The following is a 24046-nucleotide window of genomic DNA, read 5'->3' as shown; positions in this document are numbered from 1 at the left end:
GTGAAGCAGTTCACTTCCGGCCCAAAAAATTGTTTTTTGAAAACGTAGGTCGGGTATAGCGAGGCGGCACCCGACACCGATGCTTTCACTTGTCGGGTAATGATTCTCTAAATTCACCTTTAACTCGGAACTTCTGCTTGTCGGGTGCGGATTCGCTATACCCGACCTACGTGCAGCAGCATTCTTTTATGCCCAATGCTGAATGCACCTGATGAATCCAGCAATGTTCTATAGAATGATAATCTCAGGATCGACCAGCGCCGGACTCTCTCTCATAGCACACGCTTCTCTTCTGGATTAACTTGCAATCCAAATCCGATCCGTAAGACTAAAATGCATTTTCTGTGAGCAGATTTCCACCATCTCTAGGTGCTTAACACCTAAATGGCTTACGGTAACTTCCAGACCGGACGGTGCGCGGGGCGGCCGGCTCCCGATGGCAATTGATTCGATGCAAAACTCCCGGGCAGTTCCCACATGTCATGGAGGGATGACGCTCCCGATGCGGCTCCGATCCGGAGCATGCCGGGATTGGCGCTGCGAAAGGCGGACCATGACTCAGCGCACGGTGCTCAGCACCATCACCTTCAACAATCCGTTCCGACTGAGCGGCTTCGATGAACCCTTGCCGGCGGGAACCTATAAGGTCGAGACCCATGAGGAACTCATCGAAGGGCTCTCTTTCCCCGCCTATCGGCGGACCGAGACCCTGATGTTCCTGCCCCCGCCGCCCGGCCAGGCGAACCTGATCCAGGTCGCCGTGATCGATCCCGTCGAACTGGAAGAAGCCCGGCAACGGGACGAAGCGGGAAAAGGGTGATTCACCCCGAGGCGCGAGAACGCCTGATACCTGAAAGGATCGGCATGACGACGGACCCCGTCGAACTCGACTCCCACAGAGGCATGGCTGCCCAGAAAGCCACCGAAGACCGGCGGCACACCGCCGAGGTCGAGGAGGACCGGGCGACGCTTCGCCGCCACCAGGACGAACTGGAAGAGGCATTGGGCGCCGGTCCCTCGACGACGTGGGAGGAGGCCGGGAAGAAGGCCCTGTATCTCATCACCCTCTTCGCCGGGACCGCGGAAGGTCACGATCCGCGGCACAAGCAACTGATCGCGAGTGCGCTGGAGGACATCCGGCGCCTGTCCGGCGACCCTCCGGCGGAAGGGGAGCCGCCGGGCGCCGGCGAGACCTGATCCCGGCGGAAGTCCTGCCGGTCAGATGCCCGGCGGGCCGTCCAGGAGCAGCCTTTTCCGTGCGGTCGCCAACCAGGGATCCCTCACCACGAGGCTGCGCTCAGCCCACGGAACCCCGTCGGGAGCGCTCGCCTCGTAAAGCTTCTGGGCGAGCGCTTCCACGTCGTGCCTTTTCAAATCAGCCAAGCTGGCTCTCCCGAACGACCCGCTCCTGGCTGTTCTGCACGCTCTTGACCCGGTATTGGTTGTCGGCGCCTTCCGGCGGAAGGTGGCGGACGATCTCATAGCGGCCCACTGATTTCTCGCGGGGCGATGCGGCCGGCGTGAAGTCGACCAGTTGTCCGACCTCGTACTTGTGGTGGCCGACTTCGGACATGACCCGTGCGGGCGTGTTGCTGCGGCGGTTCGTCATTGTTGTTCTCCCAGGTGCCGGCCAGGGGGACTGGCCAAAGGAACAGGCTTGCCGTCAGAGGTGATCTCGTCGGTCCACACGGTGAAGCCGGTCAGCGTGTTGGGGCCGAATGTCGTGCTGATGGCGACGTCGACGGCATCCCGCCCGCGGGCGATCAGGACCCTGCCGATGCGCGGCGTGTTGTTGCGGGCGTCGAAGGTGTACCACTGGCCGCCCAGATAGGCTTCGAACCAGCCTGCGAAATCCATCACGCCGTAAGGCGGCGGCACGCCGATGTCGCCGAGGTAGCCGGTGCAATAACGCGCCGGAATGTTCATGCAGCGGCAGAAAGTGATCGCGAGATGGGCATAGTCGCGGCAGACGCCCACGCCCTCGTTATAGGCCTCGAAGGCCGTCCGGGTCGCCCGGGCCTGCATGTAGTCGAACTTGATATGCTCGTGGACGAAGTCGCAGATCGCCTGCACCCGGTCCCATCCGGGCTTGGTCCCGCTGAACAGTTTCCAGGCGACGTCGCTGAGAAGCTCGGTCTCGCAGTAGCGGCTGGCCAGCAGGAACACCAGCGCCTCCTCCGGCAGTTCCTCCAGCGTGTGCTGCCGGGCCTCCGGAACGACCAGGTCGGGCTTGCCGCTGTCGCGAACCACGGCCGTCGTGCTGATCCGCGTCACGCCCTTGGGCGCCGTGATCCGGCTGCACCAGTTTCCGAACCCGTCGCGATAGGCCGTGATCGGCACCGGCGGTTCGGTGACGAGGTGGTCGGGCACCACGATGTCGGAGGCGCGGGTGTAATGGATGTTGAGCATCAGGAGCATCGGTGTCGGCTGGGGACACTCGTAGACCAGCTCGTATCCGACCTTGATCTTCATGGTTGGGCTCCTTCGTGTTGATGCCGGGCATGTCGGTGGCGGTTTTGCCCCTGCATGACATGGGCCAGTCGGTGCCGGCGGACGGCAAGGGCGGGCGGCGCGTTCAGGCGGCACCCTCGTCCAGCACGCTCACGCTGACGTCCATTCCCAGGAAGCTGGACCGCGTTCCCGTATAGGTTCCCCACAGCGGCAGCGCCTGCGCGGGCGCCCAGGCCACGGCAACGCGGATCAGGTTGCGGTTGCCGATGATGCTGTTGGTCGGATCGAAGTCCACCCATCCCGCCCCGGGCAGATAGACCTGGAGCCAGGCATGGGTCGCCCCGCCGCCGATGACAGGGACGGCCTCGGCGCCGGGCACGAAGATGTAACCGCTGACGAAGCGGGCTGCCAGGCCGAGGGCCCGCACCCCTTCCATCATCAGGAACGCATAGTCGCGGCAGGTGCCGGTTCCCTTCGCCAGGGTCTCGACCGGCGTCTGGACGCCGCGCTCGTACCGGCGCGAGTATGTCAGCTGTTCGCGGATTCCCAGGGTGATCCTGCGAAGCAACGCCATGGTGCCGATCCTGCCGGCTGCAGGTAGGAATCCGGCGGCCCAGCGGTCCACTTCGCCGGCCGGATGGTGGCGCTCCAGCGCCCGGACGAGGTCGAGGCGTTCCTCGCGCGAATAGGCGAACGGGAAATCCTGCGCATCGTCGGCGAGCGCGTAATCGGGATGCGGCGCCTCGATATGCTCCAGCGTCACCTCGCTGTCGAAGACCAGTTCCGCCGTCTCGGTGTCGAAGCTCGCGACCGCCAACGAATTGTCGAAGACGTCGTGGAGCCAGCGAAGGCTTCGGGGTTCCGGAGAGATGCTCAACCGTGTCCTGACCAGCCGGAGGTCATGGCTCTCCCGCGGCCGGAACATCATCTGGTGATCGCCCAGCCTGACCGGGCAGGCATAGCGGTATGTCGTCACGTGGCGCACGGTCAGCAGCCGGGGCGAAGCCGCGGGGGAACCGAGGGGCAGGACAGCCGTCTGCTGGTCCGTCAGGTGGATCGCCTCCCTGGAAGGTTCTCTGGGAACGTCAAGTAAACAGCATCGCGGTCAGGCCGGCATTCGCACAGCGGAGGCCGTCTTCGGCGGCACCGGCCGGCCCGTCGGCGGCATGATGGAGGATTTCACCGCCGGAGCGGCCTTCTCCTTCTTCGGTTTCTTAGCTTCGCGGTTGCTCTTCTTCTGACCCTTGGCCATGACGATTCTCCTGATGTGGCGGCGAGAACGAAGCGGCCTTGCAGATCCCGGCACCGAATCCCCTGTTTTTCGGATTCGGGACCACGAAGGGCGAGCGCAGTTTTCGGATAACTAGATCTGGTCACGAAAAATAATATTGCAAGTAACTCGGCTGAAATAATAATTCCTCATATTATCCGCCCGCCCGCTTCTTGTGGAGGGGCCATGCGGTATGTGAACCGTCCGAGCGCCGGCCCCGTGCCGACGTTACTCACGGCTGCCGGGTACGGTGATTGCACTACCTCAGCGGAACATCAATTAAGAGTAGAAGTATTCCTTGTTCAGTCGTGACCGGACCTGATCCACGGCTGTCCGGCACAGTGATCGCCTGTTCATCGGAAGAATGCAGGTCGGGTGCCGCTTCGCTCTGCACGACCTGCTTGGCGCCCTTATCTTCTTCACGCGCGGGTCAAGTCCGGTCATGACGGCAAGGGAAGGGACCCCTCGATGATTACGATGCGGGGACCGTGCGCGGCCCCAGGCCGGGCGGCAGGAAATCAGGTCATCGAGCCCGCCTGGACGGTCTCCTCCAGCGACTTGAGATCGCCATGCATCAGAAGCTCTTCACCGTTCCAGATGCAGTAGTAAGGCGTCTCCGGCGATACGAACAACTGTTCGGCAGGCTTCTCGGGACCGGCTTCCACGGGGCTCGCATTCCTCCATTTCACATAGATGGTCACGAGCGTCTTGTCCTCGTCCTGCTCCAGATACGGGTGCGAGTAGACCAGCGAGCCGCCGGGAGGAACGAGACTTTTCGACAGGTCGATGCACAGGTTGACCTTCTGAAGACTTTCCTGGCGGTCGGGAGCCAGATTCTCGGAGGCGCTGGCGGCCGACGGAAAAGCGAGCAGAAGGGCGCAACATGCAGCTCGGCAATTATTATTCGTTATCATCGCCGATCCTAACCGTATAAAAAAATCTTCAGGTAACGTCGGACCAGATGGCAAATACAGCAATCCTCTCTGATGGGAACGACCCCTAAGGCTGAATGATCGCATCCCACAGACACCCCTTATAGCCTGTATCTATACCGTAAGTCTGCCACCCGATTGGTTTGGGTATCACGTTGCATTTGGGGTGTCGAGATCGTTCTCCGCCCCATCGGAATTGAACTTTCCATTCCCACGGCGCTGTCTTGCCGCTCCCGGCTGCCCCGTAAAGTCCGGCGGCACCGCCGCCGGGTACGACAATGGCCGGAAAACGTCCCCGAACCATGTCGGATACCCGACATGATCCCGACAGCGGGCCGGAGCGTCGCGTTGCCAACATGACACTGCGGGGTCTTGCCCGATCGGGCAAAACCCTGTTTTAAAAGGGATTTCCTGAAGACATCACGACGGGCCCCGTTCTTGCTCATTGCTCCTGCAGAGCGTCTAGGCGCCCTTCGGCTGCAAGGGAAGGATTGGACCATGAATGTAATCTCGTTGGACAGCATCCTCGGCGTGGGGGAGTTGAAGTCCCAGCCGGCACCGGCCGCTTCGGGCTGCACGACATCCAGTTGCGGTTCCTCGGACGGCCCTTCGGACATGGCGCCGGAAGTCTGGGAGAAGGTCAAGAACCATCCCTGCTACAGCGAAGAGGCGCACCACTACTATGCGCGCATGCATGTCGCCGTGGCTCCGGCCTGCAACATCCAGTGCAACTACTGCAATCGCAAGTACGACTGCGCCAACGAGAGCCGCCCCGGCGTCGTCAGCGAGAAGCTGACCGCCGAGCAGGCCGTCCGCAAGGTCCTGGCCGTCGCCGCCGAAATCCCGCAGCTCTCGGTGGTCGGCATCGCCGGGCCGGGCGACAGCCTGGCGGCCGGCGCGAAGAACACGATCGAGACCTTCGAGCAGCTCTCCAGGTTGGCCCCGGACATCAAGCTGTGCCTGTCCACCAACGGTCTGGCGCTGCCGGACTATGTGGACCGGATCAAGGACCTGAACATCGACCACGTCACGATCACCATCAACATGGTCGATCCCGAGGTCGGCCAGCACATCTATCCCTGGATCTTCCACGACCACAAGCGCTGGACCGGGATCGAGGCGTCCAAGATCCTCCACGAGCGCCAGATGCTGGGGCTGGAGATGCTGCGCGACGCCGGCATCCTCGCCAAGATCAACTCGGTGATGATCCCCGGCATCAACGACGAGCACCTGATGGACGTCAACCGCGAGGTCAAGGCCCGCGGCGCGTTCCTGCACAACATCATGCCGCTGATCTCCGACGCGGCGCACGGCACCCATTTCGGCCTCACCGGCCAGCGCGGACCGACCGCCCAGGAACTCAAGGCGCTGCAGGACAAGTGCGAAGGCGACATGAAGCTGATGCGCCACTGCCGCCAGTGCCGCGCCGACGCCGTCGGCCTGCTGGGCGAGGACCGGGGCGAGGAGTTCACCGCCGAGAAGGTCATGCAGATGGACATCGACATCGACGGCGGCGGCTTCACCAAGCGCGAGACCTACCGCGAGCATGTGGAGGCCGAGCGCGCCCAGCGCCACCAGTCCAAGGCCGCAGCCATCGCCGAGGTCGCCCACATCGCCGGCGAGAAGCCGATCCTGATCGCGGTGGCGACCAAGGGCGGCGAGCGGATCAACGAGCATTTCGGCCACGCCAAGGAATTCCAGATCTACGAGGTCGATGCCAGGGGAGCCAAGTTCGTCGGCCACCGGCGCGTCGATCTCTACTGCGAGGGCGGTTCCGGCGACGAGGACGGGCTGGAGACCATCATCCAGGCGATCAACGACTGCGTCGCCGTGCTGGTCGCCAAGATCGGCGGCTGCCCGAGCAAGTCCCTGGAGGCGGCCGGCATCGAGCCGGTGGACCGCTTCGCCTTCGAATACATCGAGGAATCGGCCCTGGCCTATTACGCCGCCTATACCGAGCGGCTCGGCACGGGTGCGGTTCGCGAGAAGATCGGCGCCGACGCGGTGATCCGCCAGGGCGCCTATACCGCCCGTCGTGCCTGACCGGGGCCGCCCGGCCCCTTGCGGCGCATGGTGCGCTGATTGACCACCTTGGCGCGAAAGCCGGGTGGACAGAGAATGAACAATGCGAGCGGAACTCCGGCGGCGAGGCCGGATGCAACAGGAGAAGACCGATGGCCTACAAGATCAAAGCGAGCGATTGCACCGTCTGCGGCGCCTGCGAAGCCGAATGCCCGAACGAGGCGATCAGTTTCAAGAAGGGCACCTACGTGATCGACGCGTCCAAGTGCACCGAGTGCCAGGGCAGCTTCGACGCTCCGCAGTGCGCGGCCGTCTGCCCGGCCGACTGCTGCGTGCCGGCCTGACGCCTCCATCCGGAGGCTCGGGAAGACGGGAAGACGCCGGTCCAGGCGTCTTCCCGACCGCGGCACCCTCCGCCACGCCTATCCCCTTTTCCGCCCAGCGTTGACGGGAGCGCGCGAGTGACACCGCCCGACACGGCGCCCTTGGATCTGATGACGGCCGGTCCGGACGACGATGCCTGGCTGTCGCGCCGCTACTATGGCGGCGACCTGCCGGCGGAGGCGGAGCGGCAGCTTCATCTGGCGGGCCGCCACTACTGCGACGATGCGGTGGCTGAGTCCCATCTGGCGCGGGCCGCGGCGATCGCGCCGGGGCACCGGGCGGTCGATCTGGGGCACTACAAGTATTTCCTCTACAAGGCGCGCCTGGCCGAGGCGCTGGCCTATGCCTACCGGATGCTCGACCACGCGAGCGCCGGCATCGGCCTCAACCATTCCGACTGGCGGCAGGTCACGCGCCGCCATGCCGATTTCGACGCGCTCGAACTGGCGCCGCGGTTCTACCTCTTCACGGTCAAGGCGCTGGGCTACCTGCATGTCCGGCTCGACCGGCAGGGGGAGGGGCGGGCGATGCTGGAGAAGGTGGCCGAACTGGATCCGGCGGACCGGATCGGTTCCCGGCCCCTCCTGGCGGTCCTCGACCGGCGCGAGCACGACCGCGAGGATGACGAATCATGACGTTCCATGACATGGACGAGGCCCTTGACTGGCTCGGGCGGCCGGTCGACTGCGCCGGCTGCCGTTTCGCGGACCGCAAGGCGGACGGCCGGTGCCAGCCGCTCAAGTCCTGCGTCCATGACCGCTACGCCAAGCGCGTCCAGAGATTCTTCCAGTGGAACGAGGATCTGGCGGTCGAGCATCTGGACCACCCCTATTTCGAAGTGCGCGCCATCGCGGTGCGCCACGCCCCGCTGTTCCATGTGCCGCGCCTGATGGACGACCTGGACGAGACGGTGCGCGCCAGCGTCGCCCGCCGTCTGCCCCGCCGGCTGCTGCTCAAGATGCGGAGCGACCCGGACCGGGAGGTGCGGATCTCCGTCGCCAGCCGGCTGGAGGAGGGGGATCTGGCGCCGATGATGCGCGATCCGGACTATTCGGTCCGCCTGCGCGTGGCCCGCCGCGTCCCGGAAGGCATGCTGCCGGCCATGATGCGCGACGAGGACGCCGAGGTGAGGTTGGAGGTCGCCCGGCGGATCGGACTCGAATGGCTCGCCAGCATGGCCTGGGACGACAGCCAGCGCGTCCGCCTGCATGTCGCCCAGCGGCTGTGTCCCGACAAGCTCGCCGCCATGGTCAACGATTCCGACTGGTGCGTCCGCTACGTCGTCGCGAGCCGCATAGCGGACGAGTACCTGGACCCCCTGACCGAAGATCCGGTCGACGAGGTGCGCGAGATCGCGAGGCGCCGTCGCGCAGGCCTGGTGCTCCAGGATGACATTCCATGACATTCCGTGCCGAACAGACAGCTTCACCCCAAGCCGGAGCCCTCCGCCATGGCCAATCGTAATCCGCAGGATGCCAACGAACTGGAAGGCCCGCCCGTCTACGAGGTCGGCCAGAAGGTCCGCAGCCTCGCCAATGTCCGAAACGACGGCACGTATCCCGGCGCGCCGGTCGGCGACGTGCTGATCCCGGCCGGGTCCGTCGGCTACGTGATCAGCATCGGCTCCTACCTTCAGATGTATCACATCTACAGCGTCGATTTTTACGAGCAGCGCCGGGTGATCGGCATGCGCGCGAAGGAACTGGAGATGGTCGACGCCCTCGCCAACGCTCCCCAGAACTTCGTCCGCGCCGGCTGAACCCCGCGCGGACCGAACGACGCCCCCCGAACCCTTCCCCGGAGCGCAGCCATGACCGATCAGAAGACCCCTGAGGATAACGGCCCGGACCTCACATCCGACATCCTGGCCGCCGACATCCTCGCCGCCGAGCCGGAGAGCGGCAATGCCGGTTTCACGCCGCCGCGCGAGCCCAAGTACGAGTGGGGCATCGCCGTCAAGGCGTTGGCCGACCTGCTGAACGACGGCAGCCATCCCGACAGCCCGGCCGGAAGCCTGCTGGTGGTGAAGGACACGGTCGGCGAGATCATCCGCGTCGGCTACGCTCCGGAAGCCAACAACCTGCCGGTCTATCTGGTCGAGTTCCCCGGCGGCAAGCTGGTCGGCTGCCTGGAGGAGGAGATCGCCCCGGTCCTGGGGGCCCGCGCCATGGTTCCCGGACGGATGGACTGATCCCCGACGCCGCCGATGGGACCGACTGATGCGAGGTGCGCCGTGATCTATCTGGACAACAACGCCACGACCATGCCGGCTCCCGAGGTCGTGGCCGCCATGCTGCCCTACCTGGCTGAGCTTTACGCCAACCCGTCCAGCGCCCATGGTCCGGCGATGGCGGTCAAGCAGGCGGTCGGCCAGGCCCGCAGCGCCGTCGCCGGCCTGATCGGCGCCAAAGCGTCGGAGGTCGTGTTCACGTCGAGCGCCACCGAGGCCAACCATCTGGCGATCCTCGGCACGCTGCGCTCCCGGCCGGACCGGCGCCACGTGGTGACCACGGCGGTCGAGCATCCGGCCAACCTGATGCTGTTCGAGGACCTCCGCAGCCAGGGCTACCACGTCACCGTCCTGCCGGTGGACGCCTCCGGCCGGCTTCGCCGGCACGAACTGGCTTCGGTGGTGTCGAGCGACACGGCGCTGGTCTCGGTGATGTGGGCCAACAACGAAACCGGGGTCCTGATGCCGGTGGCCGAGGCCGCCGACATCGCCCGGTCGCGCGGCGCCGCGTTCCATACCGACGCGGTCCAGGCGGTCGGCCGGCTGGAGGTCGACCTGCGGGAGCTGAAGATCGACCTGCTGACCTTCTCCGGGCACAAGCTGCACGGGCCTAAGGGCGTCGGCGTGCTGTTCGTGCGCAAGGGTTTCGCCTTGTCGCCGGTGATCATGGGCCACCAGGAGCGGCACCTGCGCGGCGGGACCGAGAACGTGCCGGCGATCGTCGGCCTTGGTGTAGCGGCCCGGCTCGCGGCCGAGGCGCTGGCGGGGCGGTCCGGCGCCGCCGTCGCGGCGCTCCGCGACCGGCTGGAGGCCGGGGTGCTGGCGCGGATGCCGGGCGTCCGGGTCAACGGCGCCGACGCGGCGCGCATTCCCAACACGTCCAACATCAGCTTCATCGACCGCAGCGGCCGTCCCATGGAGGGGGAGGCCCTGCTGATGAAGCTCGATCAGGCGGGCATCCAGGTCAGCATGGGGGCCGCCTGCGCCGCCGGCGGCATGGATCCCAGCCATGTCCTGCTGGCGCTGGGGCTCGGTTCGGCCCTGGCGGCGTCCAGCCTGCGTTTCTCGCTCAGCCGCTACACCCGCGCGTCGGACATCGACGCCGTCCTGGAAGCCCTGCCGCCGATCGCCGCCCGCCTCGCGGCGTGACGGCGCCCGGCATGGGTCCTGTTGACATTTGATGACTTCTGGAGAGTTCCGATGAAAGTGATGCTTCGCAAGTCCGGCGGCCAGTTCATGATCTACGTCGCCAAGAAGGATCTGGAGACCAACGTCGTGTCGTCGGAAAAGCCGGCGATCTGGGGCGGCAAGATCACCCTGGAGAACGGCTGGGTCCTGGAGATGCCCGACCTGCCGGAGGACACCCGCCTGCCGCTGACCGTCGAAGCCCGCAAGCTCGAGGGCTGAGCCCATGCCCCTCTCCCTCGCCGGTATCGAGACCATCGCCGCCCAGGCCTCCCAGCTCTACGCCGCCGGGACCCGACGCGACGCCATCGTCAAGGCGCTCAAGCAGAAGTTCCAGGGCCTTACCATCACCAGTTGCCTTGAGAGCGACCTGTCGGAGGAGCCGTTCCGGGAAGAGCCCTCTTACCTGCTCTATCTGGTCGACAGCCACGACCATTGCTGGAAGGTGACCCGGGAGCCGGCCCGGGCCACCGGCATCGTGATCGCCGAGCGCGAGGAAGCGGCATGACCGATACTCCCGGCCTGGAGGAGACCGAGGACAGCGACGACGAGCTTCCCGGCGATATCGCGCTGACCCAGCCTGATATCGGCGCCGCCGAGACCCGGGTGATCGAGCGCATCCTGACTTCCGCCAGCCTTAACGACGGCCGCCTGACCGAGGCCTTCGAGGAGGCTTTCGCCGCCTATGTCGGCCGCCGCCACGCGGTCGCGGTGACCAGCGGCACCATGGCCATGATGCTGGCGCTGAAGGCCTACGGCTTCGGTCCCGGCGACGACATCCTGTGCTCGCCCTATGGCTGGCACCAGGTCGTCCATGCCGTGGCGCTGGCCGGCGCCAACCCGGTCTTCTCCGACATCGACTACTGGTCGCATACGCTGAACCCGGTCAAGGCGGCGGAGCGGATCACCTCCGCCACCAGGGCGATCATCGCCGGCAACACCAACGGCCACCCCGCTCCCTGGGACGAGCTGCGGGCGCTGGCCAGCGAGCGTGGGGTCGTCCTGATCGAGGATTCGACCGAGGCGATCGGCTCGACCTATCACGGGCGGATCGTCGGCAGCTTCGGCGACTGCGCGGTGTTCGACTTCTCCGAACCCGGCCCGCTGCTGTGCGGCGAGGGCGGCATGATCGTGACCGACGACGACGACCTGGCGTCCCGCCTGCGCTATCTGCGCAAGCGCGAGCCGGAGCACCTGAAGTCGGTCGTGATCAGCCATAACCTTCCCTGGCAGTCCAAGCTCAGCAACCTGAACGCGGCCCTCGGCCTTGTCCAGCTGAAGCGGATCGACGAGATCCTGGAGCGCCGCCGCGCCGTCGTCGGGTACTACGAGGCGGCGATGCAGAGCTTCGAGGGGATCAAGCCGCCCTACCATGCGCCGGGCGTGACCGTGGTCCATTGCCACGCCTACGCGGTCCATCTCGGCACCCGTTTCTCGGTCAGCCTGCGCAACGCGGTGATCGAGGACATGCTGACCCAGGGGATCGACTCGGCGTCGTTCGGCGTCCCGCTCCACATCCAGCAGTTCTACGCCGAGCGGGGCGGCCGGCGCGGCGACTGCCCGGTCGCCGAGAAGACTGCCGACCGCGTGATCGCGGTGCCGTTCCACGGTGCGCTCGACCAGGACGAGGTCGAGTTCATCGTGCAGCGGCTCAAGGACGCCACCGTCAATTCCGGCGCCGGCGCCGCCATCTACTGAAGGAATCCAGACCATGACGACAGCCCATACCCTGCTGGCGGAAGTCGCCGGCGGACTGAAGGCCCGGCAGGTGATCCCGTATCTCGGCGCCGGTGTGTTCGACCTGGTCGAGGGCGCTTGCCCGATCCCCCGCTCGCCGGAGGAACTGGTCGCGGCGCTGACCGCAAAGGCTGCCGTGCCCGGCCGCATCCGCCGTCACCTGACCGCGGCCAGCCAGTACATCGAGAGCCACAAGCACCGCCGGACCTTGGAAACCATCCTGACAGGTCTGTTCAAGACGGGGCCGGAGCCCACGGCGCTCCACCGCTACCTCGCCGGCATCGCGGAGCTGCCGCTGATCGTCGACACCTGGTACGACGACACCATGGCGCGCGCGCTCGGCGGCTCGCCGTCCTGGGGCCAGATCCAGGGCATGAGCCATCCCCAATCCCTGGGTGAATGGGTCCGCTACTTCGGTCCCGACAACGAGCCGACCAGCGGCGACGCCGCCGCCGGCTGGAACCGGGTGCTCTACAAGCCGATGGGCGCGGTCGCGCCGGCCGGCAACTACCTGATTTCGGACAGCGATTACGTCGAGGTCCTGACCGAGATCGACATCCAGTCGCCGATCCCGGCGGTGGTGCAGAACCTGCGGGCGGGGCGCAATTTCCTGTTCCTGGGCTGCCGCTTCGACGGCGAGATCGGCCGGACCTTCGCCCGCCAGATCATCAAGCGGTCGGCCGGGCGGCATTGGGCGGTGATCTCCGGCGAGCTGACCCGGAACGAGGCCAAATTCATCGAAACCTACGGGATCACCCGGATCGACATGCCCCTGGCCGAGGCGGTCGCGGTCCTGTCCGAAGCGTAACCTCAGGTCCGGCGCGACAGCGCCCGGACCGTGCGGTCCACCGCCGTCGCCAGATTGCCGAAGAGGTCGCTGTCCAGCTCCAGGATCGGTGCCACGGTGTTGAGGTTAGCGGCATCCTTCGCCGCCAGTTCCAGCGACTTGGCCAGCCCGGCGATCCGGGCCGCACCCAGGTTGCTGGCAACCCCCTTGAGAGTATGGGCGGACACCGCCAGCGCCGCCCAGTCCTCCGCGGCGCTGGCGTTCCGGACCCGGTCGAACTCCTTCCCGACATCGTCGCAAAAGGCCGACAGAAGCTCGGCCAGCATCTCGTCGCCCACGCCGGCCCGGATCTCCTCGATCTGCGCCTCGTCGATCAGGTCCCGATCGTGCTGGGACTCGGGGCCTTCCCGCCGCGGCGCCGGCTCCCCGGCCGACTCCGGCATCGCGGGCGCGGCCGACATGCTCGACCGTGTCCGGGCGACCATGGCCCTCAGCTTCCCATGGTCGAGCGGCTTGGTCAGATAAGCGTCCAGTCCGGCCGACATATGGCTGTCCATCTGGTCGGTCATGGCGTCGGCGCTCAGTCCGATGATCGGGATTGACGATGCCGGCCCGGCCAGCTCCCGGATCGTCCGCGTCGCGGTCGGGCCGTCCATCTCCGGCATGTGCATGTCCATCAGCACGAGATCGTAGCCGAACGGGTTGTCGGAAGTCCGGACGCCGGTCTCCGCGATCTCCAGCACCGCCAAGCGCCCGTCGGGCACCGAGACGATCTCGTGGCCGTCCTGCTCCAGGATGCGTTCGACGAGCATGCGGTTGATCGCGTTGTCCTCGGCCAGAAGCACCCGGCGGAAGTCGGGTGCCGCCGCCTCTTCCAGGCCGTCGTCGTCGGCATAGGCCGGGGGTGCGCAGACATGCGCCGGAATCCGGATCAGGAAGGCGGAGCCCTCGCCGGGCATGCTGGTCACGCGTACCGATCCGCCCATGGCCTCGACCAGCCGCTTGCTGATCGCCAGCCCCAGGCCCGTGCCGCCGAACCGGCGGGTGGTCGTCACGTCGGCCTGGACGAAGGGCTGGAAGAGCTGCCGCACCTGCTCGGGCGTCATGCCGATCCCGGTGTCGATCACCGCGAACTCGACCATGCCGGTCGGGCCGGCGGAAACCCGGACGTCGATCCGGCCGTCCTCGGTGAACTTGCACGCGTTGCCGATCAGGTTGGACAGCACCTGCCGAAGCCGCGTGACATCCCCCTCGATCCAGTCCGGAACGTCGGAGTCGGTGGTCACGAACAGCGACGTCTCCTTGTCGCGGGCGGTCGCGGCGAACAGCATGACGACGTCGCGCGCGATCGAGGCCGGGCTCAAGGGCCTGCGCTCCAGGGTCAGGAAGCCGGCCTCGATCTTGCTGAAGTCCAGGATGTCGTTGAGCACCCGCAGCAGGTCCTGGCCGGAGCGCCGGATGATCTCGACATAGGAGACCTGCTGCGGGTCGATCGTGCAGAGCTTCAGCAGGTCGGCGAACCCCAGGATCGCGTTCATCGGCGTGCGGAGTTCGTGGCTCATGGTCGCCAGGAAGCGCGACTTCGCCTCGCCGGCCGCGTGCGCGGCCTCGCGTTGCCTTTCCGCCTCGCGCTTCGCCCCGTCGAACGCCGTCATCAGGGCATCCAGCGCCTGCTGCGTCCCGCGCAGTTCGGTGATGTCGCTGACGGTCCCGACGACCACGGCGCCCTCGCGGGTGGCGTTCAGCCGAAGCCAGCGCTTGCCGGCCGCATCCTCGTGTGGCAAGTCCACGGCGCCGGCGGTCCCGGTCACGGACGCCTCGTCGCATCGGTCCAGCAACGCCGCCATGACCGCGGTCGGAAGCGATTCGGCCGCCCGGTTGGCCCGGATCACGCGCGGAGCGGAGGGGGCTGCCGATCGCCCGACGATCACGACGGCGCCCGGGGAAGCGTGGAGAAGGGCGTCCAGCAGGGAATCAGGACCGGTGCTGTGATCGGTCATACGGTGCCGGCTCCCGATAGTCGAAGCTCCGACGCGAGTCGGATGTATTTAGTTCAATTACAATAATACATCCGCTGTCAAAGGCAACACCCGTCGCGGAAAACCACCAGCGACCCCTTGTCCATGATCGTCCATTCCTCGTCCCTGGTGAGCGGGCGGGTCGCGATCATCGTCACGACATCCCTGGCCGTGGTCTCCTGCGCGAAGTCTACGCTCAGATCCTCGTCGATCAGGGTGGCGTTGCCGAACGGGTGCCGTCGGGTCAGCCAGGCGAGGTTGGTGCTGCAGAAGCAGAACAGCGCGCGCCCGTCGGACAGCAGCAGGTTGAAAACGCCCCTGCCGTTCAGTTCCTGCGCCAGGGCCTTGATCTCCCGGCACAGGGTCCTGAACGCCGGCGGCCGGTCCCAGCGCTCGCGCAGCCGGTCCAGCATCCAGCAGAAGGCGTGTTCGCTGTCCGTGCTGCCTACCGGCTGGTAGACCGACAGCGGCAGCGCCTTGACGCCCTTGAGCTGGCCGTTATGGGCGAAGGTCCAGTAGCGGCCCCACAGCTCCCGGATGAAGGGATGGGTGTTCTCCAGCGCCACGCGACCCCGGTTCGCGCGCCGGATGTGGCAGATCACGTTGGTGCTCTTGATGGAATAGCTGCGGACGAACCGGGCGATCTCCGACTCCGCGCTGGGACGGGGATCATGGAAGCTGCGGCATCCCTTGCCGTCGTAGAAGGTGATGCCCCAGCCGTCGGAATGGGGGCCGGTCTGCCCGCCGCGGCGCATCAGGCCGGCGAAGCTGAAGCAGATGTCGGTCGGAACGTTGGCGTTCATGCCCAGGAGCTCGCACATGCCTGTGGCCTTACGAGAATCCGGTCCGTCTGTCGAGAGGCTTACTGGCGCGGGCAGCCCTCGATCGACCCTTCCACCGGCGCCGCGAGCCCGATCCAGGCGTCGACGAGATCCGGCTCGAACCCGGCCTCGCGCCGGTCGCCCACCTGCATCAGGGGACGGCGGATCAGCAGGGGCGTAGCGATAAGGGCGGCAAGCGCCGAGTCCTCGTCGAAACCGCGGGGATCGATCTCGCCGGACTTGACCGCCGGGGCCGACTTGTTGAACCAGTCGGCCACGGGCCGCTCGCCGAAGAAAGGCCGAAGCGTCGCGGCCGTCCAGCCCTCAGCCAGCAGGTTGCGGGCTTCCACCGCGTGGCCCGCGTCGGCCAGCAGGCGCTTCTGCTTGGCGTTGCCGACGCAGCCGGGCTTTTCATAGAATATGACGGTCGACATGGCGGAAATGTCCTTTCTCAGGCGGTGCGGAAGGCCGGGGCAAGTGCCAAGAGACCGTCGGTCTGCCGCTCGATCTCCTCCCGTACGTCGCCGTCGAGCTTGCGCAGCCAACGCGCCGGGATGTCGGCGGCGCCGTAGGTGGCGCCGGCCAGCATGCCGATGATGGCGCCGGTGGTGTCGGCGTCGCCCCCCTGGTTGACGGTCTCGACGATGGAGGACTCGACGCTGTCGGTCCGGAAATAATAGTGGAAGACCGTCTGCATCGTGTCGACGATATAGGCCGTGGACAGCCCCGAATAGGGCGTGAAGCGGAAGGCCCTGTGCTGGGCCACCAGGGCGTTCGCCTCTTCCCGGCAGTCCTTGATGCCGCCGCCCAGGATCAGGCGCCGGACCATGCGGCCCAGGCAGAGGACCGCGGCGTCCGACAGCGGGTTGTTGTGGGTGATATGCGACTGCTCCAGGCTGCGCCGGACGAAGGCCTCGTCATCGCCGAGCGTGGCGAGGATCACGGGCAGGTTCCGCATCGCCGCCCCGTTGCCGGCGCTGGTCTCCGACAGCGGAGCCTCGATCTCGCCCTTGATCATGTAGCTTCGGATGCCGCGCCGTGTCGTATCCCCGACATCGGCCGGGACGCCGCGCAGCCATTCGGCATAGCAGTCGGCCACGAGCGTCAGGTCCCAGCCGCCGGCCTTCAGGATGGCGCGGCCGAGCCAGACCGACATCTCTGTGTCGTCGGTGACCTGGCCGGGCGACAGCCGCAGCCAGCCGCCGCCCTTGATATGGCGGTGGATGCCGTATTCGCGGGCGATCTCGCTCTTGGTCATGAACTCGACGGTGGCGCCAAGCGCGTCACCGCAGGCCAAGCCGAGATACGCACCCAGGGCGCGATCCCTGATCTTCGGGTCGATCATTGGCTGTGCCGTGCTTTCCAGTGAGCAGTCCTAGACTATCGAAGCGACGACACGGTAGTCGCCGCCCACGACAAGGTATTCACCTTCTCCCTGGAATGGGTAGCGTGGCAGGAGGTCGCGGAAGAACACGAGTTTGGCGCAGGGTACCCTGGCTTCGAGGATATGGTCGCCGAACTGGCCGGCGATGTCCCGGTCATTGCTGAACGAAACCAAGTTGTTGAGCCGCAGGACGACGGAACGGCGGCATGCCGTCCGGGTGTCCGACGTCTCGACGATATGATGTTCCTCGAAATCGTTGACGCCGCGGTACAGCGTCAAATGGGCGCAATCGGGTCCGAACAGGCGCGGCATGGACCACTGGCAGAACTCGAACAACAGGTCGAGCTGCTCGTGGATCCTGTTGTTGTGAAAACGGGTCGACAGCTTCTGTTCCAGGTAGCCGGCCCAGGCCTCGGACGCCATCCGGCGGATCGGCTCCTTGTGAAAGGTCGGCAGCAGGCCGAAGCGGCTCTCGGCCCAGCCCTTCAGGACGGCGCCTTCCGCGTTGTTGCTGTCGAACATCCAGCCCTTGAGCAGCCGCAGGTAGGAGGACCGGAAGCGCTTGCGCCCATCGGCGCCGGCGCTGCCGCTGAAGTCGGGCGAAATCCCGAAGGCGCCGCTCATATAGGACTGGAAGACCTCGGCAGCCTCGTGCGCGCCCTGCGTCCCGTCCAGGCGGGCGAACAGGTCCGCATGGGTCTGCCGCGTGCCGCTGATATGGAGCGGAACCGGCGCGTCGTTGAAAGCCGTGGAGCCGAGCAGGGCGGGCGGCACGCGGACGAGGCCGGTCCGGTACTGGCGCTGCGCCACGGGAGCGGGTTCGCCCGCCTTGTCGTTATCGTTGTCGTCGGTCATGCCGTCACCTTTGAGACGGGTATAGATTAGCGCCGGGCACACGGTTTGTAACCTGCTCCCGGCATGTCCGCGAATGACGGGCCGCAATGCCCCCGACGGGCCGGCCGGTGTGCCAGACCCGACAATGTGTAGGGGATTGTCAGGTATCACACAGCTTGGAACCCTCCTGCGACAAGCTGTCATTAATCTGATTTATCATTGCAAAACAATCAGTTAAGTTGATTTCGCAAATTGGCACGCGGGGTGCATCAGAGGGTCTGTGCTGCGGCCCTGTACCCGCCGCGACTGGACCACGAAACGGCTACTTCAGCCTGCCAAGGAGCGAAAACTTATGGCTAACAAGCTTCGTCAGATCGCCTTCTACGGGAAGGGCGGCATCGGCAAGTCCACCACCTCCCAGAACACCCTCGCCGCGCTCGTCGAACTGGGCCAGCGGATCCTGATCGTCGGCTGCGACCCGAAGGCCGACAGCACCCGTCTGATCCTGCACGCAAAGGCCCAGGACACCGTCCTGCACCTCGCCGCCGAAGCCGGTTCGGTCGAGGACCTGGAGCTGGCCGACGTCCTGAAGATCGGCTACAAGAACATCAAGTGCGTCGAGTCCGGCGGTCCGGAGCCGGGCGTCGGCTGCGCCGGCCGCGGCGTCATCACCGCGATCAACTTCCTGGAAGAGAACGGCGCCTATGACGACGTGGACTACGTGTCCTACGACGTGCTCGGCGACGTGGTCTGCGGCGGCTTCGCCATGCCGATCCGCGAGAACAAGGCCCAGGAGATCTACGTCGTCATGTCCGGCGAGATGATGGCGCTGTATGCCGCCAACAACATCTCCAAGGGCATCCTGAAGTACGCCAACAGCGGCGGCGTCCGTCTGGGCGGCCTGATCTGCAACGAGCGCCAGACCGACCGCGAGTACGACCTGGCCGACGCCCTGGCCAAGCGCCTCGGCTCCAAGCTGATCCACTTCGTCCCCCGCGACAACATCGTCCAGCACGCCGAACTGCGTCGCCAGACCGTCATCGAATACGCGCCGGACAGCAAGCAGGCCGACGAGTACCGTCAGCTCGCCAACAAGATCCACAACAATTCCGGTAACGGCGTCATCCCGACCCCGATCACCATGGAAGAGCTGGAAGACATGCTGATGGCCTTCGGCATCATGAAGACCGAAGAGCAGGCCCTCGCCGAGTTGATGGCGAAGGAAGCCGCCAACGCCGCCAAGGCCGCCGCTTCCGCCTGATAGCACCCCAGGGGCCGCGCTTCCCCGGGGTGCGGCCCCCGATACCCAAGGATTGCGCCCATGGCGCAGTTGAACACTGCAGCGCACCGACGCGCTGGGACCACGCATCGCGCGCGCGGCGCGCAACGGACGAGCAGCAGGAGGCCGGCATGAGCTTGGCGAACGAAGAGAGCAAACAAGCGACCCAGGCCCTCATCAACGAGGTGCTTGAGGCTTATCCCGAGAAGTCGCGGAAGCGCCGCGCGAAGCACATCGGCATCCAGACCGCGGAAGCCAAGGACTGCGACGTCAAGTCGAACGTCAAGTCGATCCCCGGCGTCATGACCATCCGTGGCTGCGCCTACGCCGGTTCGAAGGGCGTGGTGTGGGGTCCGATCAAGGACATGATCCACATCTCCCACGGCCCCGTGGGCTGCGGCTACTATTCCTGGTCCGGCCGCCGCAACTACTATATCGGCGTCACCGGCGTCGACAGCTGGGGCACGATGCACTTCACCTCCGATTTCCAGGAGAAGGACATCGTCTTCGGCGGCGACAAGAAGCTCGCCAAGGTCATCGACGAGATCAACGACCTGTTCCCGCTGGTCAACGGCATCTCGATCCAGTCCGAATGCCCGATCGGCCTGATCGGCGACGACATCGAGGCGGTCGCCCGCAACAAGTCGGCCGAGATCGGCAAGCCGATCGTTCCGGTCCGCTGCGAGGGCTTCCGCGGCGTGTCCCAGTCGCTCGGCCACCACATCGCCAACGACACCATCCGTGACTGGGTCTTCGACAAGATCGAGCCGAACGCAGAGTTCGAGAAGACCCCCTACGACGTCACCATCATCGGCGACTACAACATCGGCGGCGACGCCTGGTCTTCCCGCATCCTGCTGGAGGAGATCGGCCTGCGCGTGATCGCCCAGTGGTCAGGCGACGGCACCCTGGCCGAGCTGGAGAACACCCCGCTCGCCAAGGTGAACCTGATCCACTGCTACCGGTCGATGAACTACATCGCCCGCCACATGGAAGAGAAGTTCAACATTCCTTGGATGGAATACAACTTCTTCGGCCCGTCGCAGATCGCCGAGAGCCTGCGCAAGATCGCGGCGCTGTTCGACGACAAGATCCAGGCCAATGCCGAGGCCGTGATCGCCAAGTACCAGCCGTTGGTCGATGGCGTCATCGCCAAGTACAAGCCCCGGCTGGAAGGCAAGAAGGTCATGCTGTACGTCGGCGGCCTGCGCCCCCGCCACGTGGTCGACGCCTACCACGACCTGGGCATGGAAGTCACCGGCACCGGTTACGAGTTCGCCCACAACGACGACTATCAGCGGACCACCCACTACACCAAGGAAGGCACGCTGATCTACGACGACGTCACGGCATACGAGTTCGAGAAGTTCGTCGAGAAGCTGGATCCCGATCTGGTCGCTTCGGGCATCAAGGAAAAGTACGTCTTCCAGAAGATGGGCAAGCCGTTCCGTCAGATGCACTCCTGGGACTACTCCGGCCCGTACCACGGCTATGACGGGTTCGCCATTTTCGCCCGCGACATGGACATGGCGATCAACAACCCCGTGTGGACCCTGACCAAGGCTCCCTGGGCCTGACATCAACTTGGCGGCGGCGGCGCCGGAGGCGCCTCCGCCTTCCATCCCCGCCTGCTGCCGCCGTCCGGTTCATGCCGGCTTGGAATTCCTAGGAGACGATTATGCCCCAGAATCCCGAAAAAGTTATCGACCACATGGAGCTCTTCCGCCAGCCCGAATACAAGGATGTATTCGGGCGCAAGCAGGCCGAGTTCGAGTACGGCCATCCCAAGGAGGAGGTCTCCCGGGTCGCCGAATGGACCAAGTCCGAGGAATACAAGGCCAAGAATTTCTCCCGCGAGGCGCTGACGATCAACCCGACCAAGGCTTGCCAGCCGCTGGGCGCGGTGTTCGCGGCCCAGGGCTTCGAAGGCACCATGCCGTTCGTCCACGGCTCGCAGGGCTGCGTCGCCTATTACCGGTCGCACCTGACCCGTCACTTCAAGGAGCCGAACTCCGCGGTCTCCTCGTCGATGACCGAGGACGCGGCCGTGTTCGGCGGCCTGAACAACATGATCGACGGGCTGGCCAACACCTACAGCTTGTACCAGCCGAAGATGATCGCCGTCCTGACCACCTGCATGGCCGAAGTCATCGGCGACGACCTGCAGGGCTTCATCGTCAACGCGAAGAACAAGGACAGCATTCCGCAGGACTTCCCGGCCCCCCACGCCCACACCCCGGCCTTCGTCGGCAGCCATGTCACCGGCTACGACAACATGATGAAGGGCGTGCTGAACTACTTCTGGGACGCCGAGGGTTCGCCGGCCCGCGAAGAGACCGACAGCATCAACGTGATCGGCGGCTTCGACGGCTATGCCGTCGGCAACAACCGCGAACTGAAGCGCATCTTCGGCCTGTTCGGCATCGACGCGACCATCCTGTCGGACGTGTCGGACGTATTCGACACCCCGACCGACGGCCAGTTCCGCCTGTATGACGGCGGCACGACCCTGGAGCAGACCAAGGCCGCGAAGAACGCCAAGGCCACGATCTCGATGCAGGAGTACTGCACCCCGCAGACCCTCTCCTACATCAAGGACAAGGACCAGGCGGTCGCCAAGTTCAACTACCCGATGGGCGTCGGCGCCACCGACGAGTTCCTGCTGAAGCTGGTCGAGCTGACCGGCAAGCCGGTCCCGGCCGAGCTGACCCTGGAGCGCGGCCGTCTGGTCGACGCGATCGCCGACAGCCACACCCACATCCACGGCAAGCGCTTCGCCGTCTACGGCGACCCCGACTTCTGCCTGGGCATGAGCAAGTTCCTGATGGAGATGGGCGCCGAGCCGGTCCACATCCTGTCCACGTCGGGTTCCAAGAAGTGGGACAAGCAGGTCCAGAAGCTGCTCGACAGCAGCCCGTTCGGCAAGTCGGGCGCCTCCTACGGCGGCAAGGACCTGTGGCACCTCCGCTCGCTGCTGTTCACCGACCCGGTCGACTACATCATCGGCAACAGCTACGGCAAGTACCTGGAGCGTGACACCAAGATCCCGCTCATCCGTCTGACCTATCCGATCTTCGACCGTCACCACCATCACCGGTACCCCACCTGGGGTTATCAGGGCGGCCTGAACGTCCTGGTCCGCATCCTGGACAAGATCCTGGACGACTACGACCAGAAGACGAACATCGCCGGCGAGACCGACTACTCGTTCGATCTGATCCGCTGAGCACGCGAACCCCGGCGCTCCTCCCAAGGGAGCGCCGGGCACTACCCTGGACTACGGCGCTTCATATCGGCGCATCTTCGGGTGCGGTTTGCTGACGGGGGAACGAGATGCTGGTCGACAAGGTGCAGGAAGTCTTCAATGAACCTGGCTGTGCCACGAACCAGGGGAAAACCGAGAAGGAGCGCAAGAAGGGCTGCACGAAAGCCCTGAAGCCGGGAGCCGCCGCCGGCGGCTGCGCCTTCGACGGCGCGAAGATCGCGCTGCAGCCGATCGCCGATGCCGCCCATCTGGTGCACGGCCCGATCGCCTGCGAAGGAAACTCCTGGGACAACCGCGGTTCGAAGTCGTCCCATTCGCAGCTCTACCGCACCGGTTTCACCACCGACCTCAGCGAGCTGGACGTCATCCACGGGGCCGAGAAGAAGCTGTTCAAGGCGATCAAGGAGATCGTCCTGAAATACGATCCGCCCGCCGTCTTCGTCTACCAGACCTGCGTCCCCGCGCTGATCGGCGACGACGTGGAAGCGGTCTGCAAATTCGCCGCCGACAAGCTCGGCAAGCCGATCATCCCGGTCAATGCGCCCGGATTCGTGGGCAGCAAGAACTTAGGGAACAAACTGGCCGGCGAGACGCTGCTGGACCATGTCATCGGGACCCGCGAACCCGAATTCACCACGCCCTACGACATCAACATCATCGGCGAATACAATCTCGCCGGCGAGTTCTGGCAGGTCAAGCCGCTGCTCGACCGGATGGGCGTCCGCATCCTTTCCATGATTTCCGGCGACGGCAAGTATAACGAGGTCGCCTCGGCGCACCGCGCCAAGGTCAACATGCTGGTGTGTTCCCAGGCGCTGATCAACGTCGCGCGCAAGATGGAGGAGCGCTACGGCATCCCGTTCTTCGAAGGGTCCTTCTACGGCGTGTCGGACATGAGCGACACGCTGCGCAACATCGCGATGCTGCTGGTCGAGCGCGGCGCGCCGGTCGAGCTGATCTCGCGCACCGACGCCATCATCCGCGAGGAGGAGGCGCGCGCCTGGCGCCGCCTCGATCCCTACAAGGAGCGGCTGACCGGCAAGCGGGTGCTGCTGTTCACCGGCGGCGTCAAGAGCTGGTCGATGGTGTCGGCGCTCGAGGGCGCCGGGCTGGAGATCATCGGCACCAGCGTCAAGAAGTCGACCAAGGAAGACAAGGACCGCATCAAGAAGATGAAGGGCGAGGAATTCCACATGTGGGAAGACCTCAAGCCCCGGGACATCGCGAAGATGCTGCGCGAGAGCAAGGCCGACATCATGCTGTCCGGCGGCCGCAGCCAGTTCATCGCGCTGAAGGCCAAGGTTCCCTGGCTGGACGTCAACCAGGAGCGGCATGTCGCCTTCGCCGGCTACGAGGGCATCGTCGCGCTGGTCGAGGAAATCGACAAGACCCTGAGCAACCCGATCTGGCGCCAGGTCCGCGTGCCGGCACCGTGGGAATGAGGGGG

General features: G+C 65.6%; 28 protein-coding genes. 17 read left to right on the top strand and 11 right to left on the bottom strand.

Annotated elements, in window-relative coordinates; all coding sequences use genetic code 11:
• Positions 1-553: 553 nt before the first annotated feature.
• Positions 554-820, top strand: coding sequence for a hypothetical protein (locus tag DPR14_RS17055; RefSeq protein ID WP_158046225.1), 267 nt, complete (start codon positions 554-556; stop codon positions 818-820).
• A gap of 44 nt (positions 821-864) precedes the next feature.
• Positions 865-1197, top strand: a complete 333-nt coding sequence (locus tag DPR14_RS17050) for a hypothetical protein (RefSeq protein WP_192498991.1) — start codon at positions 865-867, stop codon at positions 1195-1197.
• A gap of 21 nt (positions 1198-1218) precedes the next feature.
• Here the strand turns inward: DPR14_RS17050 and DPR14_RS27475 are convergent, their stop codons facing one another.
• The 6 genes from DPR14_RS27475 to DPR14_RS17030 all read right to left on the bottom strand — a co-directional run bounded on the left by DPR14_RS27475 (position 1219) and on the right by DPR14_RS17030 (position 4635).
• Positions 1219-1383, bottom strand: a complete 165-nt coding sequence (locus DPR14_RS27475; protein ID WP_192498990.1) for a hypothetical protein — start codon at positions 1381-1383, stop codon at positions 1219-1221.
• Positions 1376-1609 (bottom strand): hypothetical protein, encoded by a 234-nt coding sequence (locus DPR14_RS17045; protein ID WP_246148263.1) that lies wholly within the window; start codon positions 1607-1609, stop codon positions 1376-1378. Before DPR14_RS17045 ends, DPR14_RS27475 begins: the two co-directional genes overlap by 8 nt.
• Positions 1606-2472 (bottom strand): transglutaminase-like domain-containing protein, encoded by an 867-nt coding sequence (locus tag DPR14_RS17040; protein WP_158046224.1) that lies wholly within the window; start codon positions 2470-2472, stop codon positions 1606-1608. Before DPR14_RS17040 ends, DPR14_RS17045 begins: the two co-directional genes overlap by 4 nt.
• A 103-nt stretch (positions 2473-2575) precedes the next feature.
• A complete protein-coding gene (locus tag DPR14_RS17035; protein WP_158046223.1) occupies positions 2576-3436 on the bottom strand; it encodes a transglutaminase family protein in 861 nt (286 codons plus the stop codon).
• A 120-nt stretch (positions 3437-3556) separates the two neighbouring features.
• Entirely contained in the window at positions 3557-3703 is a 147-nt protein-coding gene (locus DPR14_RS27470) for a hypothetical protein (protein WP_192499502.1), read from the bottom strand.
• A 536-nt stretch (positions 3704-4239) separates the two neighbouring features.
• Positions 4240-4635 carry a TATA binding protein associated factor 10 gene (locus DPR14_RS17030; RefSeq protein WP_158046222.1) on the bottom strand — a complete coding sequence of 132 codons (396 nt, stop codon included), beginning with the start codon at positions 4633-4635 and terminating at the stop codon, positions 4240-4242.
• A 516-nt stretch (positions 4636-5151) separates the two neighbouring features.
• Between DPR14_RS17030 and nifB the strand changes: the two genes are divergently transcribed.
• From nifB to DPR14_RS16975, 11 genes are all read left to right on the top strand, one after another.
• Positions 5152-6696, top strand: a complete 1545-nt coding sequence (nifB, locus tag DPR14_RS17025) for a nitrogenase cofactor biosynthesis protein NifB (protein WP_158046221.1) — start codon at positions 5152-5154, stop codon at positions 6694-6696.
• A gap of 131 nt (positions 6697-6827) precedes the next feature.
• Positions 6828-7019, top strand: coding sequence for a 4Fe-4S dicluster domain-containing protein (locus DPR14_RS17020; protein WP_158046220.1), 192 nt, complete (start codon positions 6828-6830; stop codon positions 7017-7019).
• Positions 7020-7136: 117 nt separating this feature from the next.
• Entirely contained in the window at positions 7137-7694 is a 558-nt protein-coding gene (locus DPR14_RS17015; protein WP_246148260.1) for a hypothetical protein, read from the top strand.
• Entirely contained in the window at positions 7691-8461 is a 771-nt protein-coding gene (locus tag DPR14_RS17010; protein ID WP_158046219.1) for a 4Fe4S-binding leucine-rich repeat protein, read from the top strand. Before DPR14_RS17015 ends, DPR14_RS17010 begins: the two co-directional genes overlap by 4 nt.
• A gap of 48 nt (positions 8462-8509) precedes the next feature.
• Complete coding sequence (locus tag DPR14_RS17005) at positions 8510-8818, top strand: nitrogen fixation protein NifZ (RefSeq protein ID WP_158046218.1); 309 nt, start codon at positions 8510-8512, stop codon at positions 8816-8818.
• Positions 8819-8869: 51 nt separating this feature from the next.
• A complete protein-coding gene (locus DPR14_RS17000; RefSeq protein ID WP_158046217.1) occupies positions 8870-9250 on the top strand; it encodes a nitrogen fixation protein NifZ in 381 nt (126 codons plus the stop codon).
• 42 nt (positions 9251-9292) lie between these two features.
• Positions 9293-10438 carry a cysteine desulfurase family protein gene (locus DPR14_RS16995; RefSeq protein ID WP_246148258.1) on the top strand — a complete coding sequence of 382 codons (1146 nt, stop codon included), beginning with the start codon at positions 9293-9295 and terminating at the stop codon, positions 10436-10438.
• Between the two features lie 51 nt (positions 10439-10489).
• Entirely contained in the window at positions 10490-10696 is a 207-nt protein-coding gene (gene nifT, locus DPR14_RS16990) for a putative nitrogen fixation protein NifT (RefSeq protein WP_158046215.1), read from the top strand.
• A 4-nt stretch (positions 10697-10700) separates the two neighbouring features.
• The gene (locus DPR14_RS16985) at positions 10701-10982 is read left to right on the top strand and encodes a hypothetical protein (protein WP_158046214.1); all 282 of its coding nucleotides are present in this window, start codon (positions 10701-10703) and stop codon (positions 10980-10982) included.
• Entirely contained in the window at positions 10979-12172 is a 1194-nt protein-coding gene (locus tag DPR14_RS16980) for a DegT/DnrJ/EryC1/StrS family aminotransferase (RefSeq protein ID WP_158046213.1), read from the top strand. The genes DPR14_RS16985 and DPR14_RS16980 overlap by 4 nt, the downstream gene beginning before the upstream one ends.
• Before the next feature lie 13 nt (positions 12173-12185).
• Positions 12186-13019: an SIR2 family NAD-dependent protein deacylase gene (locus DPR14_RS16975; protein WP_158046212.1), complete on the top strand. Its 834-nt coding sequence runs from the start codon at positions 12186-12188 to the stop codon at positions 13017-13019.
• 2 nt (positions 13020-13021) lie between these two features.
• On the opposite strand, the gene DPR14_RS16970 is transcribed toward DPR14_RS16975, so the two are convergent.
• From DPR14_RS16970 to DPR14_RS16950, 5 genes are all read right to left on the bottom strand, one after another.
• Positions 13022-14998 carry an ATP-binding protein gene (locus DPR14_RS16970; protein WP_158046211.1) on the bottom strand — a complete coding sequence of 659 codons (1977 nt, stop codon included), beginning with the start codon at positions 14996-14998 and terminating at the stop codon, positions 13022-13024.
• A 77-nt stretch (positions 14999-15075) separates the two neighbouring features.
• The gene (locus tag DPR14_RS16965; protein WP_158046210.1) at positions 15076-15837 is read right to left on the bottom strand and encodes a class II glutamine amidotransferase; all 762 of its coding nucleotides are present in this window, start codon (positions 15835-15837) and stop codon (positions 15076-15078) included.
• Positions 15838-15878: 41 nt separating this feature from the next.
• Positions 15879-16271: an ArsC/Spx/MgsR family protein gene (locus tag DPR14_RS16960; RefSeq protein ID WP_158046209.1), complete on the bottom strand. Its 393-nt coding sequence runs from the start codon at positions 16269-16271 to the stop codon at positions 15879-15881.
• Positions 16272-16288: 17 nt separating this feature from the next.
• Positions 16289-17182: an ADP-ribosyl-[dinitrogen reductase] hydrolase gene (gene draG, locus DPR14_RS16955; protein WP_158046208.1), complete on the bottom strand. Its 894-nt coding sequence runs from the start codon at positions 17180-17182 to the stop codon at positions 16289-16291.
• A 30-nt stretch (positions 17183-17212) separates the two neighbouring features.
• Positions 17213-18076: an NAD(+)--dinitrogen-reductase ADP-D-ribosyltransferase gene (locus DPR14_RS16950; protein ID WP_158046207.1), complete on the bottom strand. Its 864-nt coding sequence runs from the start codon at positions 18074-18076 to the stop codon at positions 17213-17215.
• A gap of 331 nt (positions 18077-18407) precedes the next feature.
• Here DPR14_RS16950 and nifH point away from each other — a divergent pair, with 331 nt between their 5' ends.
• From nifH to nifE, 4 genes are all read left to right on the top strand, one after another.
• On the top strand, positions 18408-19316 hold the full coding sequence (nifH, locus tag DPR14_RS16945; RefSeq protein ID WP_158046206.1) for a nitrogenase iron protein: 909 nt from the start codon (positions 18408-18410) through the stop codon (positions 19314-19316).
• Positions 19317-19465: 149 nt separating this feature from the next.
• On the top strand, positions 19466-20911 hold the full coding sequence (nifD, locus tag DPR14_RS16940) for a nitrogenase molybdenum-iron protein alpha chain (RefSeq protein WP_158046205.1): 1446 nt from the start codon (positions 19466-19468) through the stop codon (positions 20909-20911).
• 101 nt (positions 20912-21012) lie between these two features.
• Positions 21013-22560, top strand: a complete 1548-nt coding sequence (gene nifK, locus DPR14_RS16935) for a nitrogenase molybdenum-iron protein subunit beta (protein ID WP_158046204.1) — start codon at positions 21013-21015, stop codon at positions 22558-22560.
• Between the two features lie 107 nt (positions 22561-22667).
• A complete protein-coding gene (gene nifE / locus DPR14_RS16930) occupies positions 22668-24041 on the top strand; it encodes a nitrogenase iron-molybdenum cofactor biosynthesis protein NifE (protein ID WP_158046203.1) in 1374 nt (457 codons plus the stop codon).
• Positions 24042-24046 lie beyond the last annotated feature (5 nt).

It is taken from the genome of Skermanella pratensis, from assembly GCF_008843145.1.
Classification (GTDB): domain Bacteria; phylum Pseudomonadota; class Alphaproteobacteria; order Azospirillales; family Azospirillaceae; genus Skermanella; species Skermanella pratensis.
The sequence above is the reverse complement of the archived record's forward strand: the minus strand, read 5'-3'. Positions and strand labels throughout refer to the sequence as shown.

What these genes read in the sequence shown, in the direction of transcription:
- DPR14_RS17055 (WP_158046225.1), top strand. Translation starts at nt 554, where the DNA reads ATGACTCAGCGCACGGTGCTCAGCACCATCACCTTCAACAATCCGTTC.
- DPR14_RS17050 (WP_192498991.1), top strand. Translation starts at nt 865, where the DNA reads ATGACGACGGACCCCGTCGAACTCGACTCCCACAGAGGCATGGCTGCC.
- DPR14_RS17045 (WP_246148263.1), bottom strand. Translation starts at nt 1,609, where the DNA reads ATGACGAACCGCCGCAGCAACACGCCCGCACGGGTCATGTCCGAAGTC.
- DPR14_RS17040 (WP_158046224.1), bottom strand. Translation starts at nt 2,472, where the DNA reads ATGAAGATCAAGGTCGGATACGAGCTGGTCTACGAGTGTCCCCAGCCG.
- DPR14_RS27470 (WP_192499502.1), bottom strand. Translation starts at nt 3,703, where the DNA reads ATGGCCAAGGGTCAGAAGAAGAGCAACCGCGAAGCTAAGAAACCGAAG.
- DPR14_RS17030 (WP_158046222.1), bottom strand. Translation starts at nt 4,635, where the DNA reads ATGATAACGAATAATAATTGCCGAGCTGCATGTTGCGCCCTTCTGCTC.
- nifB (WP_158046221.1), top strand. Translation starts at nt 5,152, where the DNA reads ATGAATGTAATCTCGTTGGACAGCATCCTCGGCGTGGGGGAGTTGAAG.
- DPR14_RS17020 (WP_158046220.1), top strand. Translation starts at nt 6,828, where the DNA reads ATGGCCTACAAGATCAAAGCGAGCGATTGCACCGTCTGCGGCGCCTGC.
- DPR14_RS17010 (WP_158046219.1), top strand. Translation starts at nt 7,691, where the DNA reads ATGACGTTCCATGACATGGACGAGGCCCTTGACTGGCTCGGGCGGCCG.
- DPR14_RS17005 (WP_158046218.1), top strand. Translation starts at nt 8,510, where the DNA reads ATGGCCAATCGTAATCCGCAGGATGCCAACGAACTGGAAGGCCCGCCC.
- DPR14_RS17000 (WP_158046217.1), top strand. Translation starts at nt 8,870, where the DNA reads ATGACCGATCAGAAGACCCCTGAGGATAACGGCCCGGACCTCACATCC.
- nifT (WP_158046215.1), top strand. Translation starts at nt 10,490, where the DNA reads ATGAAAGTGATGCTTCGCAAGTCCGGCGGCCAGTTCATGATCTACGTC.
- DPR14_RS16985 (WP_158046214.1), top strand. Translation starts at nt 10,701, where the DNA reads ATGCCCCTCTCCCTCGCCGGTATCGAGACCATCGCCGCCCAGGCCTCC.
- DPR14_RS16980 (WP_158046213.1), top strand. Translation starts at nt 10,979, where the DNA reads ATGACCGATACTCCCGGCCTGGAGGAGACCGAGGACAGCGACGACGAG.
- DPR14_RS16975 (WP_158046212.1), top strand. Translation starts at nt 12,186, where the DNA reads ATGACGACAGCCCATACCCTGCTGGCGGAAGTCGCCGGCGGACTGAAG.
- DPR14_RS16970 (WP_158046211.1), bottom strand. Translation starts at nt 14,998, where the DNA reads ATGACCGATCACAGCACCGGTCCTGATTCCCTGCTGGACGCCCTTCTC.
- DPR14_RS16965 (WP_158046210.1), bottom strand. Translation starts at nt 15,837, where the DNA reads ATGTGCGAGCTCCTGGGCATGAACGCCAACGTTCCGACCGACATCTGC.
- DPR14_RS16960 (WP_158046209.1), bottom strand. Translation starts at nt 16,271, where the DNA reads ATGTCGACCGTCATATTCTATGAAAAGCCCGGCTGCGTCGGCAACGCC.
- draG (WP_158046208.1), bottom strand. Translation starts at nt 17,182, where the DNA reads ATGATCGACCCGAAGATCAGGGATCGCGCCCTGGGTGCGTATCTCGGC.
- DPR14_RS16950 (WP_158046207.1), bottom strand. Translation starts at nt 18,076, where the DNA reads ATGACCGACGACAACGATAACGACAAGGCGGGCGAACCCGCTCCCGTG.
- nifH (WP_158046206.1), top strand. Translation starts at nt 18,408, where the DNA reads ATGGCTAACAAGCTTCGTCAGATCGCCTTCTACGGGAAGGGCGGCATC.
- nifD (WP_158046205.1), top strand. Translation starts at nt 19,466, where the DNA reads ATGAGCTTGGCGAACGAAGAGAGCAAACAAGCGACCCAGGCCCTCATC.
- nifK (WP_158046204.1), top strand. Translation starts at nt 21,013, where the DNA reads ATGCCCCAGAATCCCGAAAAAGTTATCGACCACATGGAGCTCTTCCGC.
- nifE (WP_158046203.1), top strand. Translation starts at nt 22,668, where the DNA reads ATGCTGGTCGACAAGGTGCAGGAAGTCTTCAATGAACCTGGCTGTGCC.